At 32.1% G+C, this 17,996-nt stretch carries 15 protein-coding genes; 5 read left to right on the top strand and 10 right to left on the bottom strand.

Translation table 11 applies throughout. The features are described 5' to 3' along the window. Positions 1 to 544 precede the first annotated feature (544 nt). The 7 genes from nadE to pip all read right to left on the bottom strand — a co-directional run bounded on the left by nadE (position 545) and on the right by pip (position 8,726). Positions 545 to 1,366, bottom strand: a complete 822-nt coding sequence (gene nadE, locus HMPREF3186_RS07515; protein WP_060914629.1) for an ammonia-dependent NAD(+) synthetase — start codon at positions 1,364 to 1,366, stop codon at positions 545 to 547. A 12-nt stretch (positions 1,367 to 1,378) separates the two neighbouring features. Next, positions 1,379 to 2,821, bottom strand: a complete 1,443-nt coding sequence (locus HMPREF3186_RS07520) for a nicotinate phosphoribosyltransferase (RefSeq protein ID WP_060914630.1) — start codon at positions 2,819 to 2,821, stop codon at positions 1,379 to 1,381. A 242-nt stretch (positions 2,822 to 3,063) separates the two neighbouring features. Further along, positions 3,064 to 3,699 carry an FtsB family cell division protein gene (locus HMPREF3186_RS07525; RefSeq protein ID WP_060914631.1) on the bottom strand — a complete coding sequence of 212 codons (636 nt, stop codon included), beginning with the start codon at positions 3,697 to 3,699 and terminating at the stop codon, positions 3,064 to 3,066. After that, positions 3,683 to 3,961 (bottom strand): RNA-binding S4 domain-containing protein, encoded by a 279-nt coding sequence (locus HMPREF3186_RS07530; RefSeq protein WP_060914632.1) that lies wholly within the window; start codon positions 3,959 to 3,961, stop codon positions 3,683 to 3,685. The genes HMPREF3186_RS07525 and HMPREF3186_RS07530 overlap by 17 nt, the downstream gene beginning before the upstream one ends. Before the next feature lie 160 nt (positions 3,962 to 4,121). Next, the gene (locus HMPREF3186_RS07535; RefSeq protein WP_060914633.1) at positions 4,122 to 5,351 is read right to left on the bottom strand and encodes an aminopeptidase; all 1,230 of its coding nucleotides are present in this window, start codon (positions 5,349 to 5,351) and stop codon (positions 4,122 to 4,124) included. 244 nt (positions 5,352 to 5,595) lie between these two features. After that, complete coding sequence (locus HMPREF3186_RS07540) at positions 5,596 to 7,389, bottom strand: aminopeptidase P family N-terminal domain-containing protein (protein ID WP_060914634.1); 1,794 nt, start codon at positions 7,387 to 7,389, stop codon at positions 5,596 to 5,598. A 374-nt stretch (positions 7,390 to 7,763) separates the two neighbouring features. Further along, a complete protein-coding gene (gene pip, locus HMPREF3186_RS07545) occupies positions 7,764 to 8,726 on the bottom strand; it encodes a prolyl aminopeptidase (protein WP_060914635.1) in 963 nt (320 codons plus the stop codon). A gap of 246 nt (positions 8,727 to 8,972) precedes the next feature. Between pip and HMPREF3186_RS07550 the strand changes: the two genes are divergently transcribed. Next, complete coding sequence (locus HMPREF3186_RS07550; protein WP_060914636.1) at positions 8,973 to 10,052, top strand: M24 family metallopeptidase; 1,080 nt, start codon at positions 8,973 to 8,975, stop codon at positions 10,050 to 10,052. An 84-nt stretch (positions 10,053 to 10,136) separates the two neighbouring features. On the opposite strand, the gene HMPREF3186_RS07555 is transcribed toward HMPREF3186_RS07550, so the two are convergent. Then, the gene (locus HMPREF3186_RS07555; RefSeq protein WP_060914637.1) at positions 10,137 to 11,063 is read right to left on the bottom strand and encodes an alpha/beta hydrolase; all 927 of its coding nucleotides are present in this window, start codon (positions 11,061 to 11,063) and stop codon (positions 10,137 to 10,139) included. Between the two features lie 115 nt (positions 11,064 to 11,178). After that, entirely contained in the window at positions 11,179 to 12,324 is a 1,146-nt protein-coding gene (locus HMPREF3186_RS07560; RefSeq protein ID WP_060914638.1) for a BaiN/RdsA family NAD(P)/FAD-dependent oxidoreductase, read from the bottom strand. Positions 12,325 to 12,578: 254 nt separating this feature from the next. Here HMPREF3186_RS07560 and HMPREF3186_RS07565 point away from each other — a divergent pair, with 254 nt between their 5' ends. Together HMPREF3186_RS07565 and HMPREF3186_RS07570 are read left to right on the top strand one after the other, a co-directional pair. After that, the gene (locus HMPREF3186_RS07565; protein WP_060914639.1) at positions 12,579 to 13,778 is read left to right on the top strand and encodes a D-alanyl-D-alanine carboxypeptidase family protein; all 1,200 of its coding nucleotides are present in this window, start codon (positions 12,579 to 12,581) and stop codon (positions 13,776 to 13,778) included. A gap of 2 nt (positions 13,779 to 13,780) precedes the next feature. Further along, on the top strand, positions 13,781 to 14,068 hold the full coding sequence (locus tag HMPREF3186_RS07570; protein ID WP_060914640.1) for a YutD-like domain-containing protein: 288 nt from the start codon (positions 13,781 to 13,783) through the stop codon (positions 14,066 to 14,068). 43 nt (positions 14,069 to 14,111) lie between these two features. On the opposite strand, the gene HMPREF3186_RS07575 is transcribed toward HMPREF3186_RS07570, so the two are convergent. After that, positions 14,112 to 15,128, bottom strand: coding sequence for a lactonase family protein (locus HMPREF3186_RS07575; protein WP_060914641.1), 1,017 nt, complete (start codon positions 15,126 to 15,128; stop codon positions 14,112 to 14,114). Between the two features lie 303 nt (positions 15,129 to 15,431). Here HMPREF3186_RS07575 and guaA point away from each other — a divergent pair, with 303 nt between their 5' ends. Both guaA and HMPREF3186_RS07585 read left to right on the top strand, forming a co-directional pair. Further along, positions 15,432 to 16,976 (top strand): glutamine-hydrolyzing GMP synthase, encoded by a 1,545-nt coding sequence (gene guaA, locus HMPREF3186_RS07580; RefSeq protein WP_060914642.1) that lies wholly within the window; start codon positions 15,432 to 15,434, stop codon positions 16,974 to 16,976. A gap of 333 nt (positions 16,977 to 17,309) precedes the next feature. Next, entirely contained in the window at positions 17,310 to 17,780 is a 471-nt protein-coding gene (locus HMPREF3186_RS07585) for a GNAT family N-acetyltransferase (RefSeq protein WP_060914643.1), read from the top strand. The last annotated feature ends 216 nt before the right edge of the window (positions 17,781 to 17,996 follow it).

A 17,996-nucleotide genomic window follows, 5' to 3' on the forward strand; every position in this document is an offset into this window, starting at 1 on the left:
TTTGAAATGTTTGATTGTTCGTCTTCTTCTCGTGAAGACTTTTACTATTCTATCATCTATTTTAAAACTTGTCAACAGTTTTTTTATTTTTTAAAAACTATTTTTACAGTTTATTTTGATGAAGTTGTCTTTATAAGACAGTAACTATTTTAGCATTTCTATTATCTTTTGTCAAGGTTTTTCTTAACATTAGTTCTTTAGAAATTCTTTATTGTTCGTCTTCTCTATCAGAAGACTTTTATTATTCTATCATCACTTTCATATTATGTCAACAAGTTTTTTAATTTTTTTCATTTTTATTCTCTATAATTAACTAATTCACTAGTTAAATCTTTATTTTAATATGAGGAAGAGTCTAAGTCAAAAGTACTAAAATTTAACAAAGTTCATATAAGAACTCATTGACGCAGTAGTTTATTGATATTTAAATTCGCTTTTTAAAAGCTTTTTAGGTATCAAATAAACTGTGAGGGAGTGACTCGACAAAATCTCGCTTTTCCGAAATCACGATTTTGTCGAGTCACTCCCTCTGCAATTATTTCTACTATATATTGTAAAAATCAAACACAGTAACTGGTAAGTTTCTCTTATGTTCTGATTTTAAATAATGTCCTTCTATTATTTCTTTTACATTATCAGGGACTTCTTTTCCTTCTAAGTAATCATCTATGTCATTATATGTTACTCCAAGTGCAACTTCATCTTCTAAAGCAGGACGATCTTCTTCTAAATCTGCAGTTGGTTGTTTCAGATATAAGTGTTTTGGACAATCTAACATTTTTAATAATGCTTTCCCTTGTCTTTTATTTAATCTATATAGAGGTACAATATCTGCTCCACCGTCTCCATGTTTTGTAAAGAATCCAGTGATAGCTTCCGCTGCATGGTCAGTACCAACGACTATACCTTTATTCATAGTAGCAATAGAGTACTGAGCTTTCATTCTTTCTCTTGCTTTTTCATTACCTTTCGCAAAATCAGTAATTTCTACACCTGCTACTTTTAATGAATTTACACTAGCATCTACCGCGTCTTTTATATTAACAGTAAATACTTTGTCCGGATTAATAAATTTTAATGCGTCGTTACAGTCATCTTCATCAAATTGTTCTCCATATGGTAGTCTAACGGCGATAAAGTTATACTCTTCACCTGTCTCTTCCCTCAATTCAGTAATTGCCATTTGACATAGTTTACCGCAAAGCGTAGAATCTTGACCACCTGATATTCCTAATACTAAACTTTTTATGAAGTTATTTTTCTTTATATAATCTTTTAGAAAATTGATTGTTAATCTTATTTCCTCTTCTTCATTAATTTCAGGTTTACATCTTAATCTTTTTATTACTTCCTGTTGTAATGTCATATTATCACCTAATTATTTTGATTTTTTTGTTACTCTTTCCAATATTTCTTTTCTATTTTCCCAACACTTAGTACTTAAGTCTACTGGATAGAATTCTGGATTTAACAGACGAAGATACTCATTCCATAATAACCCTTTATTTTGTTGGAAATACTTAGCACTTTCATGTACTGTTGGTACTTCATATACTTGCTTACCATTAACAAAAATATCTTCATGGATATCTATTGCTTTAAAGTTCTCCACTTCCTTAGCTAAATATGTATGAGTTGGATGGAAAAGTTTTATACTTTGTTCTGCATTCACATCTTCTTTTTCCAATGCAATGTAATCCCCTGCTGCCATACCTGTGTCTGTATTTATTATTCTATAAACTCTTTTTACACCTGGCACAGTTAATTTTGCAGGATTTTCTGAGACTTTTAGCCTGTCAATCATTTCACCATTATCATTTTCTAAACATGCAAGTTTATAAACTGCACCTAAGGCTGGATTATCATAAGCAGTTATAAGCTTTGTACCTACACCCCACGCATCAATACATGCACCTTCTTGTTTTAAGTGAGTAATTGTATCTTCATCTAAATCATTTGATGCTACTATTTTCGCATTAGGATAACCCGCTTCATCTAACATTTTTCTTGCTTCTTTTGATAGGTATGCTATATCGCCTGAATCCAATCTAATACCATGGAAATTAATTTTATCTTTTAATTCATCAGCCACTTTAATAGCGGTAGGAATTCCAGAGCGCAGTGTATCATAAGTATCAACTAAGAAATAACAATCTTTGTGTGCAGCTGCATATTTTTTAAATGCAACTTCTTCATCTTCATAAGCCTGAACAAATGAGTGAGCATGTGTTCCGCTACATGGAATATTAAATAATTTTGCAGCTTTTACGTTACTTGTAGCATCAAATCCACCGATAATAGAAGCTCTCGTCCCCCAAATTGCCGCATCAAATTCATGAGCACGACGAGTACCAAATTCCATACAAACTTCATCTGGACATAAGTGCTTGATTCTAGCAGCCTTTGTAGCTATTAGTATTTGATAGTTCACAATATTTAAAATAGCTGTTTCCATTATTTGCGCTTGAATAAGTGGAGCTTCGATTCTTAGTAGTGGCTCATTAGCAAAAATAATTTCTCCCTCTTTTACTGAACGAATACTCCCTGTAAATTTCATAGCACTTAGATATTCTAAAAAGTCTTCTTCATACCCTAATTCACGTAAAAATTCTATATCAGATTTTGAAAATTCAAATGAATTCACATAATCTATAATTTTGGCTAGTCCAGCGAATACTGCATATCCTCCACCAAAAGGAATTTTTCTAAAATACACATCAAAATATGATTTTCTCTCATGTATTCCGTCTTTAAAATATGCATATCCCATATTAATTTGATAAAGGTCGGTATGCAAAGCATCACCTAGATATTTATTCATAATCTCCTCCGATTTATGTATATAATTAAATTTGTCACCTATTATATTAACATTTTAATGCCTTTTTAACAAATATTTATACTTAAATATAATAAATTTAATACTACATTTTTACTCTTTAGCATTTAGTTATTTCCACCACATTAACTATTCCTTTTATTAACATTCAGAAGTATTTTTTCATAAAGTAGTTATCTAATATTCTGTATCAACTAAAAATAATAAAAAGAAGTAACAGTTGATTATCCTCTGTTACTTCTCTGATTATTAGTGTTTGAATTTTTATTATTAGTTGCTCTTTGTGTCTGATTAGCTTCTTGTTTATTTTCATCCTCATTATCTGACGTATTATCATTAGTTTGCTTATCACTTGATTTTTTAGTGTCTTGTTTGTCAGTAGTTTTCTCAGAATCTTTTTTAGATGATGATTTCTTATTATCTTTTTTAGCTAACTCAGGTATCTTACTATCATCAATCCTACCATTGTTATCCCCAGATTTTTCTAGATTCCCATGCATTATAGATTTTATCGTCGCTTGTAAGAAATTCTCTTGTAATGGAATATTAAAAATCAATTCCCCTTGATAACTAAGACCATATTCTTGTCTTACCAAATCAGTTATAAAGTACGGATCTTTTAATTTATCTATAACTAACTCATTTACTTTATTCTCTTTATCAAGATTTTCAATCATCTGATTTTGTTCGGCTAATTGAGCATTGATCTGTTTCTTATCTCGAATATATAGAAATGTTTGTAGTAGTGTTACAGCTAAAGCGAAAGTCATAATAGCTAATATAATAAACTTACGGAATTTTCTATACTTAGCTTTTGCTTTTAAGACATCTTTTTGGAATTGGCTATTTTGCTCTCTCATCTTCTACTTCTCTTGATTTTTCAGATAAGATTTTAAACATTTTTGTTGCATCTTCTTTCTTAGTACTATCTTTTAATTCTAGTACTTCATACACAACTTCCTTCTTAGCAAAGTAAATAGTAATCTTATCCCCTACTTTTAAAGTGCTAGATGGTTTCGCCTTTTTACCATTAATCGCTATATGTCCCTCTGAAGATATTTCATTAGCAACTGTTCTTCTTTTTATAATTCTTGATACTTTTAAAAATTTATCCAAACGCATTTAATCACCCCTAAATATTAGTACATTCTATTATCACATATTTACTCTCTTTTCGCAAATAAAATCCACGATAATCTATGTATTTTTTAAAAACTTCTATTAGTTTGTGCCACAAAAATACACAGCCGAAGAACTTTCCAACTGTGTATCTTTTATATTATTAAGCCCAATTTCCGTCTTTGAAAATTGCTACTTCTTTACCATCTGCTGTATAACCAGTAATATTTGTTGTCGCTTCTCCAATCATAAAGTCAACGTGAACTAAACTATCATTAGCACCAACTTCTGCTAATTGTTCATCAGTCATCTCTGGTCCACCTTGAACACATGTTGGATATGCTTTACCAAGAGCAATGTGACATGCTGCGTTCTCATCAAATAATGTTTCTAAGAATAGAATTTTTGTATTTGAGATTGGTGAATCATAAGGTACTAATGCCATTTCCCCTATTCTTCTTGAACCTTCATCTGTTTCTAATAAGTTTTTAAGAACATCATAACCGCGCTCAGCTCCGAAGTCTACGACTTTACCATCTTCAAATTTCAACCAAAAATTATCAATTAATACCCCACTATAGTTTAGAGGCTTAGCATTATAAACAATACCACTTGTCTCATCTTTATGAGGCATTGTAAATACCTCCTCTGTAGGGATGTTAGCTACGAAACGATCAGCTTTTTTAGCATAACTTCCTGCACTTTGCCAAATATGATTTTTAGGTAATCCTACATACAAATCAGTTCCTAAGTCATTTGTGATATGCAATTTAACTAATTCATTTTCGTGTAAGAATTTTGCTTTTTCATCTAAAACTTTAATGTGTTCTTCCCATTCAGCTACAGGGTCATCTCCAGTTGAACGACAAGCACTTAAGATTTGATCCCAAAGTTTTAAATAAGCTTCTTCATCGTTTAATTCAGGATATAATCTCTTCGCCCATCCAACAGTTGAAGCACTGACTACACACCATGGACATTCGTCACTCATAATTGATTTCATGTAGTTGCGCATAGCTTTTGAACGACCTACCATAGATGCTTTTAATTTAGCACTATCTACACCTGCTAATCCATCTGGATCATCTCCGATAATAGATAAGAATGCTGCACCTTCATCTAATTCAACTTGATACTTATCAACGTACCATTGACCAACCGTACTTAACGACTCTTCACTTTGATATTTTAAATTTAATTTTGTTAATTCTTGATCACGCCATTCTACTGATACTCTTTTTGCTCCTAATTCATAGCAAGCTTCTACAACTTTTGCTACAAACTCACGTGTTTCAGTACTAGCACGAACTAATACCGGTTGACCTTCTTGAACATTTAATCCAACTTTCGCAATAAGTTGAGCATATTTTTTTAATTGTGTATTTAAATCCATTTGATTTTCCTCGACTTCTTCTCTTTATTTGCTAATTATTTCTTTAATTGCACATAATCTATTATATCACTTTTTCTTAGATAATATTAGTAGGGAGTGACTCAAAAATCGTGATTTCTTAAGAAACAAGATTTTGTTGAGTCACCCCCGCACAGTTTATTAGATATCAATAAACCACTGCGTCTATGAGTTTTCATAGGCACTTTGTTAAAATTTAGGACCTTTTTGTCAGCCCTCATAGAAATTAGACTTCTCTAGTTGCTTGTTTTAACCATTCTAACTCATCACCTTCAAAGTGTGGAGCTAATACTTCGAATACTTTCGCATGATATTTATTCAATTCATATTTATCTTCAATTGTAAGCATATCTAGATTGATAGCCTCTAAATCCCATGGTACAAATGTCATCACTTCAAATTCCATAAATTGACCATATTCATTTTTTACTGTTTTTCTAACAATAAGTTCATTCTCTAAACGAATACCATGAGATCCTGAGATGTATAATCCCGGTTCATTAGTAACTACCATACCATGTTTAAACGGTTCAGCTGCACGATAGATTCCCCAGTGAATACCATGAGGTCCTTCATGAATATTACCTAAGTAACCTACACCATGACCTGTTCCGTGGTTGAAGTTCTCATAATCTTGCCATAATGGAGCACGAGCGAATAAGTCCACATTAGCTCCAGACACACCTTCCATGAATTTTAATCTCGATAGGCGCAAGTGACATTGAAGTACTCGTGTATAATCATATTTTAATTTATCGCTAACTTCTCCCATCGCTGTAGTACGTGTGATATCAGTTGAGCCTTCTTCAAAGTGCGCACCAGTGTCAGTTAAGAAGAAAGTACCTGTACGTAGCGGAATTGAAGTTTCTTTAGAAGATGAATAGTGCACAATAGCTCCATTTTCACCATGACCGCAAATCGGAGAAAAACTAGGACAAATAAAGCCACCTTGTTCTTTTCTAAATTCTACAAGTTTCGCAGATGCCGAAAGTTCATCTTCTTGTTCACTTGTACCTTGTTTTACCAGTTGTTTCAACCAATAAATAAACTTCGTATGAGCAATACCATCTTTCACATGGGCTTTAATAGTATGCTGTAATTCAACCTCATTTTTTATAGCTTTCATTAAAATTGTCGGGTTACGTCTCTCAACTAGTGTTATCTCTTTTGGAATATTGTTAAACACTGCATAGTTTAAGCACTCTGGATCGACTAGAACTACATCGTTACCTGAAAATTGTTTCACTTCTTCATAAATATCATTATATGGCTTAATGTGTACATTATGATCTGCCAAGTGTTTTTTGATTTCACCAGATAGTTTTCTCTCATCTACATATAAGTCAACACTATCTTCATAAACAACTGCATAACTTAATAATACTGGTACATAATCAACATCCATACCGCGAATATTTAATAACCAGCCAATATCATCAAGTGTAGTTATAACATGGATATTTGCTCCTACTTCATGCATTTCTTTACGAACTCTCTCAAGCTTACTAGCTACAGATTCTCCAGCTCTTTCTAAACTCATATAAAATGCTGGTTCTTCTGATAGCGCCGGACGATTTTCCCAAATCTCATCAACTAAATCAACATCATATTTTACCGTAGCATTTTTACGTTTTAGTTTAGTAGCTAAGTCTTTTCCTTCACCAAAAGTCACAACGCGCCCATCGAAGCCTAATACCCCATTCTCTGGTGTATTTTCAACAACAAACTCCGCGATAGTAGGAACTCCAGGTTCACGCATTTTTTGCAACTCGATACCAGTTCCTTCTAATTGTTTTTCTCCTTGTAAGAAATATCTCCCATCTGTCCATAAACCTGCGAAATCCTTAGTAACAATTAGTGTCCCTGCAGAACCAGTAAATCCACTCATAAATGCACGAGCTTTAAAATGTTCTCCTACATATTCACTATTGTGAAAATCCGCTGTTGGAATCATATAGACATCAATTCCATTTCTTTCCATTAATACTCTTAACTTAGAAACTCTTTCTTTTATCTCCATTGTCCTTACTCCTTCGTTATTTCATATATAACTTCCATATGAATTTTCTAACTAATCGTGAAAAACCTCATCGATAAATAATCCCTCACAATTATAATACTTATTATTCTATCACATTATAATATGCATTTCACTAGGGAGTGACTCAAAAATCGTGATTTCGTAGAAATGATATGTACCCCTTTCACTGGTTTGTCCAGTAAAAGGGGTACATATCAAAATCGATTTTGTCGAGTCACCCCCGTACAGTTTATTAGATATCTAAAAAACTTTCATAAAGCAATTTAGATATCCAATAAACCACTACATCTATGAGTTCTCATATACTCTTTTTAAAAATTTTGGGTTTTTGGATCATCCCCTATATACTATTATTATCTTAGTAGTTCTTTGAAATAATCAGTTGCTTTTACCAATGAATCCACTATCGCTGGTTCTCCTCCTGAGTGACCAGCTACAACAATATCCAATTTACAATTATTTAACTTTTTACTTAATTCGTAAGCACCTACAACACGGCAGTCAACATCATAACGGCCATGAGTTATTGTTGTAGGAATATCTTTTATAACTTCAATATTGTTTAATATCCAATCATCGTCATCCCAGAACATATTATTCATCCAAAAGTGGCATTCAATAGTCGCCATTGAAACTGCATAGTGAATATCACCAAAACTTTGTTCCAAGTTAGGGTCTGGATGAAGTGTAACAAGACTCCCTTCCCACATGCTCCACTCTTTTGCCGCGACTTCCCTTGTTTCCCTATCTTCACTTGTTAGACGGTTATAATACGCACGGACCATATCACGACGTTCATCTCTAGGTATTATACTTTCATATCTCTCGAATGCTTCTGGATGTATATTACTCGCACCACCTTTTTCATAAATCCATAATATATCCTCTCTACGTCCTAGGAAAATACCACGTAATACTAAACCTAACACGCGCTCTGGATGTTTAATAGCATAACAAAGAGCTAAAGTAGAACCCCAACTTCCTCCAAATACTAACCATTTATCAACGTTTAAATCTTCCCTTATTTTCTCCATGTCATCAATAATGTGCCAAGTATCATTGTTCTCTAAGCACGCATGAGGCGTAGACTTTCCGCTTCCTCTTTGATCAAATAATATAATTCGATAGAATTCTGGATCAAAATATTGTCTAGCACTTGCTGATGTTCCACATCCTGGTCCACCATGTAAAAAAACCACCGGAACACCTTGTTGATTTCCACTCTCCTCATAATAAATAGTATGAGTCTCATCGACCTTTAACATTTTAGAGAAATTTTCTTCAATTTCAGGATATAAACCCCTTAATCCCCCCATAATAATACCTCCTGTTGTGTATTTGTTTATAATTCATTATATCGCATAACAGTTTATTTTTTACTTTTAAAAAATAATTTAATCGGCTATTTTTATACCTCTCTTCTATTATAGCTCAACATTTTTTAATATTCAATTACTTTCTTAAACTATATAATAATCATCTATACTAACAATTTTGCAATCGATTAATATTAGTGATATAATTATATTAAAGATTATAAGACAAAAAAGGAGTAGAGAAAAGTGAAACTTTCAAGAACTAACAAGATTTTAGAAAAAATGAAACAAAAAGGAATTAATCAGGCTTTAATTAGCGACCCTTATTCAATTTTCTATCTAACTGAATACTTAGAGCATCCAGGTGAAAGATTTTTTGCAGTGCTACTTGATGAAAATGGTAATCATAAACTATTCATCAATGCTCTTTTCCCTCTTGAACAAGATTTAGGATTAGAAAAAGTAGTTTATTCTGATACTGATAATCCTATTGAACTACTAGCAAAATACATACCAAATGGTTCTGCTGTAGGTATAGATAAAGTCCTTCCTGCTCGATTCCTATTACCTCTTATGAATCATCTACCAGAAAATAAATTTGTAGATGTATCTCAAATCGTCGATCGTGTTCGCATGATTAAAGATGAAGAAGAAAAAGAACTTATGCGCCGTGCTTCTCTTCTTAATGATGAGGCCTGCCAAAGAGTTATAAATAGTATTTCTGAAGGAAAATCAGAAAAAGATGTAGCTAAAGATTTACTTGCTATTCATGAAGAATTAAAAGTCGATGGCTTATCATTCGATCCAATTATCGCTTACGGTGCTAACGGAGCTAATCCTCACGGTACTGTAGGAGATAGATATGTAAAGCCAGGCGATGCTATAATTATCGATATGGGTGGGATTAAAGACAATTATTGTTCAGATATGACACGTACTGTATTTTGGAAACAACCAAGCGAAAAAGCACGTGAAGTATTTGAAATAGTATTAGAAGCTCAAAAACGAGGAGTTGCCGCTGTTAAACCAGGTGTTAGATTCTGCGATATAGACGCGGCTTGTCGTGATTACATTACAGAAAAAGGATATGGAGAATTCTTTACACATCGTACAGGCCATCATATTGGATTAGAATGTCATGAATATGGAGATATTTCTAGTATCAATGAAACTAAATGTGAGCTAGGTATGATTTTCTCTATCGAACCAGGTATTTATCTTTCAGGAGAATTCGGTGTTCGTATCGAAGACCTAGTTCTTGTTACAGAAGATGGTTGCGAAGTTTTAAACAAACTTAACAAAGAGTTAGTTATTATCGGTGAGTAACTAATTATATTAAATTTAGCTTTTCATAAAACAACTCCTAAGAAAATAAAAGACGATTGACCTTAATACAATCGTCTTTTTCCTTTATTCAAAATGTTTCTTTAAAAATTCCCCTACAATATTCCAATATTGTTCTCTGAATTTTCTTTCGGCCTGAACATGTTTCATTCCAGGGAAACTATGAAATTTTTTTTCTGAAGTTATTAGATCATAAGCAGCTTTCCCGTATTCTAACGGAACAAAACCATCTTCTTCACCATGTAGTACTAATGCTGGGAGTTTAGTTTCTTTCAAAGCTTTTGTTGCATCTACATCACCAAAGAAATATCCAGCTCTTATCTTCGTCACCGTATTTGCTGCCGGAATTACAGGAAAACTCGGTAAATTAAATAATTTTTTCAATTGATATGTGAATTCTACTTTTAAATTCACATAACCACTATCTTCAATAAAAGTTTTTACGTTAGATGGTAAATCCTTACCTACTGCATTCATTACTGTAGCTGCACCCATGCTGATACCAAACAATGCAGTGTCAGCATTGTTATTTTCTGATGATATTTTCTTCACCCAATTAACTAAATCATCAGAATCATAACCACCCATAGAAATAAACTCACCTTCACTATTACCATGAGCTATTAAATCTGGTGCAAAGACACTATAACCCATATCATAGAATTTCTTGATATAATTAGCCATTTTCTTAGCATCACTAGTGTATCCGTGTACTACAAATATCCATTTTTTAGCGTCCGGATTAACAAATTTATATCCTACAAGTTTATTTTTAGTAACAGACTCCATCTCGACAGTTTGCTTCGTTTCATCAAACCACTTGTTTAAAGCTGTTTTATCCTCTTTATTCCCATCACTATCTTGATTAACGATAGCACTCTTATCTACCTTCGGATTCAATCCAAAATTATAAAAATAGTTTCCAACAAAACCAAATGCAACAACTACTAAAATCAGCAATGTCGCTAATATTTTTTTAAAATGCTTTTTCACTTGTCTTTACCTTTCATCTTCAAATTCAATAAAACTATTATACTACCACTCCGAATAAAAGTAAACAAAAAATAACACTAATAGAGACTTGGTATATCTCTATTAGCGCTGATTTTTATTCTATTCCATACTTCTCTTTAATTGCATCTGCCACTATCATCCCTGTGAACCAGGCAACCATAAGATTGTAACCACCGATTTCCCCATGTAAGTCTAGAATTTCTCCTGCAAAGTATAAATTCTCTATTTTTTTATGGCTACATGTCTTCGGACTTACTACTTTAAGATCTACTCCACCTGCTGTAGTAAAGGCATATTCTAATGGCATCGTCTTAACATCAACCAACTCATAACGTTTGATTTTAGTTACAAATTTTCTTAACTCTTTTTTACTAACATTTTCTGGGAAATGTTTTTCAATCATAAAGTTGTAAAAACTCTTTGGTAATTTTCCATTCAAGAATTTATTATCTTCCCATAGTTTAGCAAAAAGCTCTTCTTCATTAAGGTCAGGATAAAAGTCTAGATAGAATTTATCCTCTGGATAACGAGCCACAAATTCTCCCATTGAAATCGATAATGGTCCACTTAATCCTTTATGAGTGAATAGAAGATCTCCGCTTCTTTCATTTTTTTTATGGAACATTCTTACATTTTGCAATGCAACCCCAGATAATTCTCTAAAATCTTCAAAAACTAAGGCTACTTCACTAGGATATATTTTAGTAATCTTCACACCATGTTTTTTCAGAATTTTATGTAATGAACCATCACTTCCACTCTGAGGATATGTTTTTCCTCCAGCACAAACTACGACATTTTTTCCATAATAAGTATCAACATTTGTCTTTACACCTACTAGTTTGTCATCTTCGAATACTAAATCCTCTACTTTCTCTTTATAGTTAATCTTTGCATGGTCTATTTTAAACGCATTAACTACATCTCTAGATTTTTCACTCGCTGGATATAATCTTCTGTTTTCTTGTTTTAATTTCAAATTATGCTTGTCAAAGAACTTCTTAACATTATATTTATGATACGCACTTCTTAAAAACCTACCATTATGCACAGCTGCAACAAAGTCTTCTGCATTGTCACTACTCATAACATTACAACGACCATTTCCTGTTAAAAGCAGTTTTATTCCTGCACGTCTATTTTGCTCAAGAACTAATACTTTTAAACCACTATCATTAAGTCTATCCGCTATCATAAGCCCTGCACTACCAAGACCTATCACAATCACATCGTATTTCATCTTAAATCTCAACTTTCTCTTAATTTAATCAAATATCATCTAATTATAACATGTAATCCAATACTTTCAAATTTTTCTATGTTAAACATAATTTTACACTACATGCTTCCAATTAAAAATTCTAAAATTTTCCTTCCTTCTTATTGGAATTTTTCGCTATTTTGTAATATACTAAAAGGTATGTGTTTAAACAGTGTTCTAATATTAAATTAGTATTGTACTTTAAACAATTTTAAAATAAAGGATTTTAAATAATGAGATTGAAAAAAATTGGTATTTTGATTTTACTTCTTGTATTTTTAGTTCCAAACTTCTCGAAAGCTGATGATAACTTTCTAGATAACAACGCAGTAACAAACTTAAGTGATGTTAATGCTCATCTTGTAGTTTCGGAATTAAACACGGGAAAAATCATTTCTAAACGTGGAGAAAATGAAAAAGTATCAGTAGGTAAATTACCAAACTACCTTGCACTTTATCTACTTACTGACAATTTAAAAAATAAAAAAATAACTCTAGAAGATAAAATTAGTATTGCTAGTGGAGATGACATTCTTTCTAAATACAAAATAGAATCGTCAATTACAGTTAAAAATGCAATCTTCCTATTAGAAAATGAAAATTCTAATGGTCTTAATCAAGCTGTATTCACTCACTTTAATGTAACTCTTGATAAAGCTAAAGAAACATTAGCTGCTATGTCACTACATGACACAAAATTGGAATCACTAGATAACAATGGCAATAATACTAGTACTGCGAAGAATATCTCTTATCTTACTAGCTTAATTCTAAAAAATTATCCTGAGATTACAGAAATTACAAAAAATCCAGAACATACTTTAGCATCTGGAGAAAAAATTAACAATAGTATTGAGTTTAAAGAATCCGATAAGTTTAGAGTTTTAGGTTTAGATTACTCTGAAAAAAATAGTGTAACTTACGCTTACAGTGGTAATACTAAATTAATTATCACAGTATTAAACCAAAGTGATGATAAAGCTACTTATTTTGATAAACTTCAAAAAACTTACGATTATCTATTCTCAAACTATAACTACAAACTAGCCCTTAAAGCGGGAACATATACTATAAACAATGAACGTATTACTTTCAATGAGGATATTTACGACTTATTCTATGAAAAACATTCGATTAAAGATGTAACATACCTTCTAATGAATAAAAAAATACTTTTATTCCAAAAATACGAAACAATTTCTGCAAATGAAGGAACTGTATTCTCTGACTTCACTTCTAATGATAATACAGGAAACCTAGCAAAAATCAAATCAAACTTCATCAATGATGATAACTTTGATAAGAAAGATAATTACGAAAAAACTACTATTGTAATAGATCGTACGAAATACTTCGCTACGGGTATACTTGCAATATACACACTTGTTTTCGCAGCACTATACGTTATGAGACAAGTTGTTAGAAAGGATTAAATATGGAGCAAAACAATTTAGTTTTCGAAGTTGATGGTACAATTTATGAGCTTGTTTACAACTTTAAAGATGCCTTTCAAAAAGAAACATTTGAAGAAAAACTAGTAGATGTGTTAAAAAATAAACCATATATCGTAGGAGATGTTTCTCATGAGAAACTACGACTTACTGGATTCATTTTAACAAAGGATAACAACAATCCTAAGAACATAAACAACCTTGAAGATTACATACTAGAATATTGTAATTTTGGGGCACCATTCTTCGTCGTTAAAAAAAGAAATTCATAAAAGAAATACCTAAGATGAGGCCATCCTCACCTTAGGTATTTTTCTATATAAACTTGGCACAAACTGCCTCAGGTACAACTACCTCAGAAGCAACAACAGTCAGTTCACCTGTTTTCTTATTAACAGTGTACACTGTAATTGTTCCACTATTTTCATTTGTCGCAATTGCTAAAGTATTATCTTTTGAAAGATCAAAATCTCTAGGCCCCTCTCCTTCAGTACTGATAGTTTGAAGCTGTTTTAGACCTGATTCTGTATTTTCAAAAACAACTATCGCATCTTGTCCTCTATTAGAAACATAGATAAATCTATTATCATTTGAAATTTTTATCGCACTACCTTTATTTTCTAATGAAAAACCTTCAGGTAGTGTAGGATAATATGCTGGATTTGTTAAGTTCCCTTCTCCATCGTAATCAAAAGCAATTACCTCACTAGTAAGTTCTGTCATAACAAAAGCTTGTTTTTCGTCACTACTAAATACTATGTGGCGAACTCCACTTCCATCTTTAGCTTTAAAAGTGGCTACTTTTTCTAAAACCCCTTCATTAAGCTTATACGATGTAATCTCATCAGTTCCTAAATCACAAGAAAAGACATATTTTTCACTTGGGGTAAATCCTGAAAAATGCACATGAGGTTTCTCTTGTCTTTCGTGTACTCCACTTCCTTCATGATGATCTGTTGATAAGAGTTTTACAAGCTCACCATTTTCAACAGAATAACTATCAATCGTACCTAAATGATAGTTCGCTGATAATAAAGTATTTTTCTCTGAGTTTAACTCTACATAACAAGGAGGATTCCCTTCTTGGGCAACTGATGTTAATTCTTTCAAATCACCATTTTCTTCAACTTCAAAGCTTGTAACAGCACCTTTTCCATCTACTCTTGATACACTATATAAATATTTATTATCATTAGACAATGCTAAATACGTTGGATTGTCAACTTTTGCTACATTTCTAACTTCTAGTACTTTTCCTTCTTCAGATAACTCAACTAAATATATTCCTTCACTAGTTGCTTTCGTATATGTTCCAATATATGCTCTTACCATTATTTTTCCTCCTACTTTCTATAAACTTATTATAACATTTTCCAAAATAATTTTATAAAATTTTCTCTCGCCTATAATTCGTATAAATCAAAATTATCTATTTTTTTAAAAAGTTAAAATCTTGTTTTACGAATCTTTTATCCTTTTCATAAAGTTAAAATTCGTTTTTAACTGTTTTTTTGTTAAAAATTCGATTTTTTACAAAAAAAAACCACAAAAATTCTAACATTTAAGATTTTACATATCTTAAACTTCTTGATATAATAGTTTATATTAATAAAAGTATATTTTAGGAGGAAAACCGTGAAACACGAATTTATATTAGTTCTTGACTTCGGTAGTCAATATAACCAACTTATCACTCGTCGTGTACGTGAACTTGGTGTTTATTCTGAGCTACATGACAATGAAATTTCTATTGAAGAAATTAAAAAAATGAACCCTAAAGGGATTATCCTTTCAGGTGGACCTAACTCAGTATATGAAGAAAACTCTCTTACAATTGATGACGAGATTTTCAACCTAGGTATTCCTGTATTAGGAATTTGTTACGGAATGCAACTTATGCAACATAAACTAGGAGGAAAAGTAGAATCTGCAACTAGTAGAGAATACGGAGCTCACAATGTTGACGTAACTCCAGGAGCTAAATTATTCGAAGGTACTCCTGCAACTCAACAAGTATTAATGAGTCACTCTGATAAAGTTGTTGAACTTGCTGAAGGCTTCAAAGTTGTAGCGACAAGTGATAACTGTCCGATCGCTGCTGCTGAAAACGTAGAAAAAGACTTCTACTGCTTCCAATTCCACCCAGAAGTACGTCACTCAGAATACGGTTATGACTTAATTAAAAACTTCATCCGTAATGTATGTAAATGTACTGAAAACTGGACTATCCAAAACTTCATCGATGAAAAAATTGAAGAAATTCGTGCAGAAGTTGGAGATCAAAAAGTTCTTTGTGCATTATCTGGTGGTGTAGACTCATCAGTTGTTGCAGCCTTACTAGATAAAGCAATCGGAGATCAACTAATCTGTATGTTTATCGATCACGGTTTACTTCGTAAAGGTGAAGCTGAAGCTGTAATGAACACATTCAGTAAAGAAATCGAAGGTGGATTCAACATGAATCTAATTAAAGTCGATGCAAAAGATAGATTCCTTGGAAAACTTAAAGGTGTAAGTGATCCAGAACAAAAACGTAAAATCATTGGTAATGAATTCGTATATGTATTTGACGAAGAATGTGCTAAACTACACGACGTACCATTCTTAGCTCAAGGTACTCTTTACACTGACGTTATCGAATCAGGAACTAAGAATGCACAAACAATCAAATCACACCACAATGTAGGTGGATTACCAGAAGATATGCGTTTCTCTCTAATCGAGCCACTTAATACTTTATTCAAAGATGAGGTTCGTGCATTAGGTGAAGCTCTTGGTCTTCCTCACGAAATCGTTTGGCGTCAACCATTCCCAGGACCAGGACTTGGTATCCGTGTTCTTGGAGAAGTAACAGAAGAAAAACTTCAAATCGTTCGTGACAGTGACTTCATCTTACGTGATGTTATCGCTAAACGTGGATTAGAAGGAGAAATCTGGCAATACTTCACATGTCTTCCAGATATTCGCTCAGTAGGAGTTATGGGAGATGTTCGTACATATGATTACACAGTTGCAGTTCGTGCCGTAACAAGTATCGACGGTATGACAGCAAGCTGGGCTCACATTCCATTTGAAGTACTTGAAGAAATCTCAGCTCGTATCGTAAACGAAGTTGCTCACGTTAATCGCGTAGTCTACGATATTACAAGTAAGCCTCCGGCAACAATAGAATGGGAATAATTAACAAGAGTAATTTAAGTCAAGAAACCTTGCTATAACTGACTTTTTAAAATTATATATAGATTAAAAACAAGTTAAAATACTTTGGATTATCTCCAAAGTGTCTCCAAAAAGACCCTATCAAAAATTATTGATGGGGTCTTTTTATTAAAATCTTTTGTTTCTTACCTTATCTACACTAAAATATAAATATAAAAATAGATAATCAAGAATAATACACTCAACACCAAATTTTATCAAAATAGAAACATTTCAATTTCTTGCGACTACTTGTATGATACTTATTAGCTGTGTTATAATTAAATGGAATTATAATTTTAAGAGGAAAATAATATGGATTTAATAATTAAAAAAATAATAGACAAGAAAGAAAAAGAAATAATATCAAAAGAGGTTCTTTACGACCTTCCTGAATGGTTTGGTCTACCTGAAAGTACAAAAGAGTATATTGAAGATTCACAAGATAAACCGTTTTTGGCTTGCTATGCGGATAATGAAGTTGCAGGTTTTATCGTATTAAATGCAACAAGTAAGGATACTGCAGATATTTTTGTAATGGGCATAAAGAAAAAATTTCATAGAATGGGAATTGGAACAAAACTAAATACAGAATTCGAAAATATGGCAAAAAGTCTTGGATATTCCTACTCACAGGTGAAAACTGTAAAAATGGGACACTACAAAGAATATGATATTACTAATGAATTCTATATCGCAATGGGATATAAAGAATTAGAATGTTTTCCTACCTTATGGGACGAATGGAATCCATGTCAAATATATATTAAATATTTAGGGGAATAATACTTCAATAATGTTTTATTTATAAATAAAATATTTTAGTATCTAAAAGCTCGATGAGTAAAAATAAAAGTAGTATATTCACCAAGAAACTCGATATAGTTTACTTTTAAAAACTAAATACAAGATAAATACAAATTTATACCCTGCCATTTCCCCTGCCAATATAAAAAATAAAGGGGCTGACCCAAAAGTCCTAAATTTTAACAAAGTGTATAT

The organism is Gemella haemolysans (assembly GCF_001553035.1).
Taxonomy (GTDB): Bacteria; Bacillota; Bacilli; order Staphylococcales; family Gemellaceae; genus Gemella; species Gemella haemolysans_B.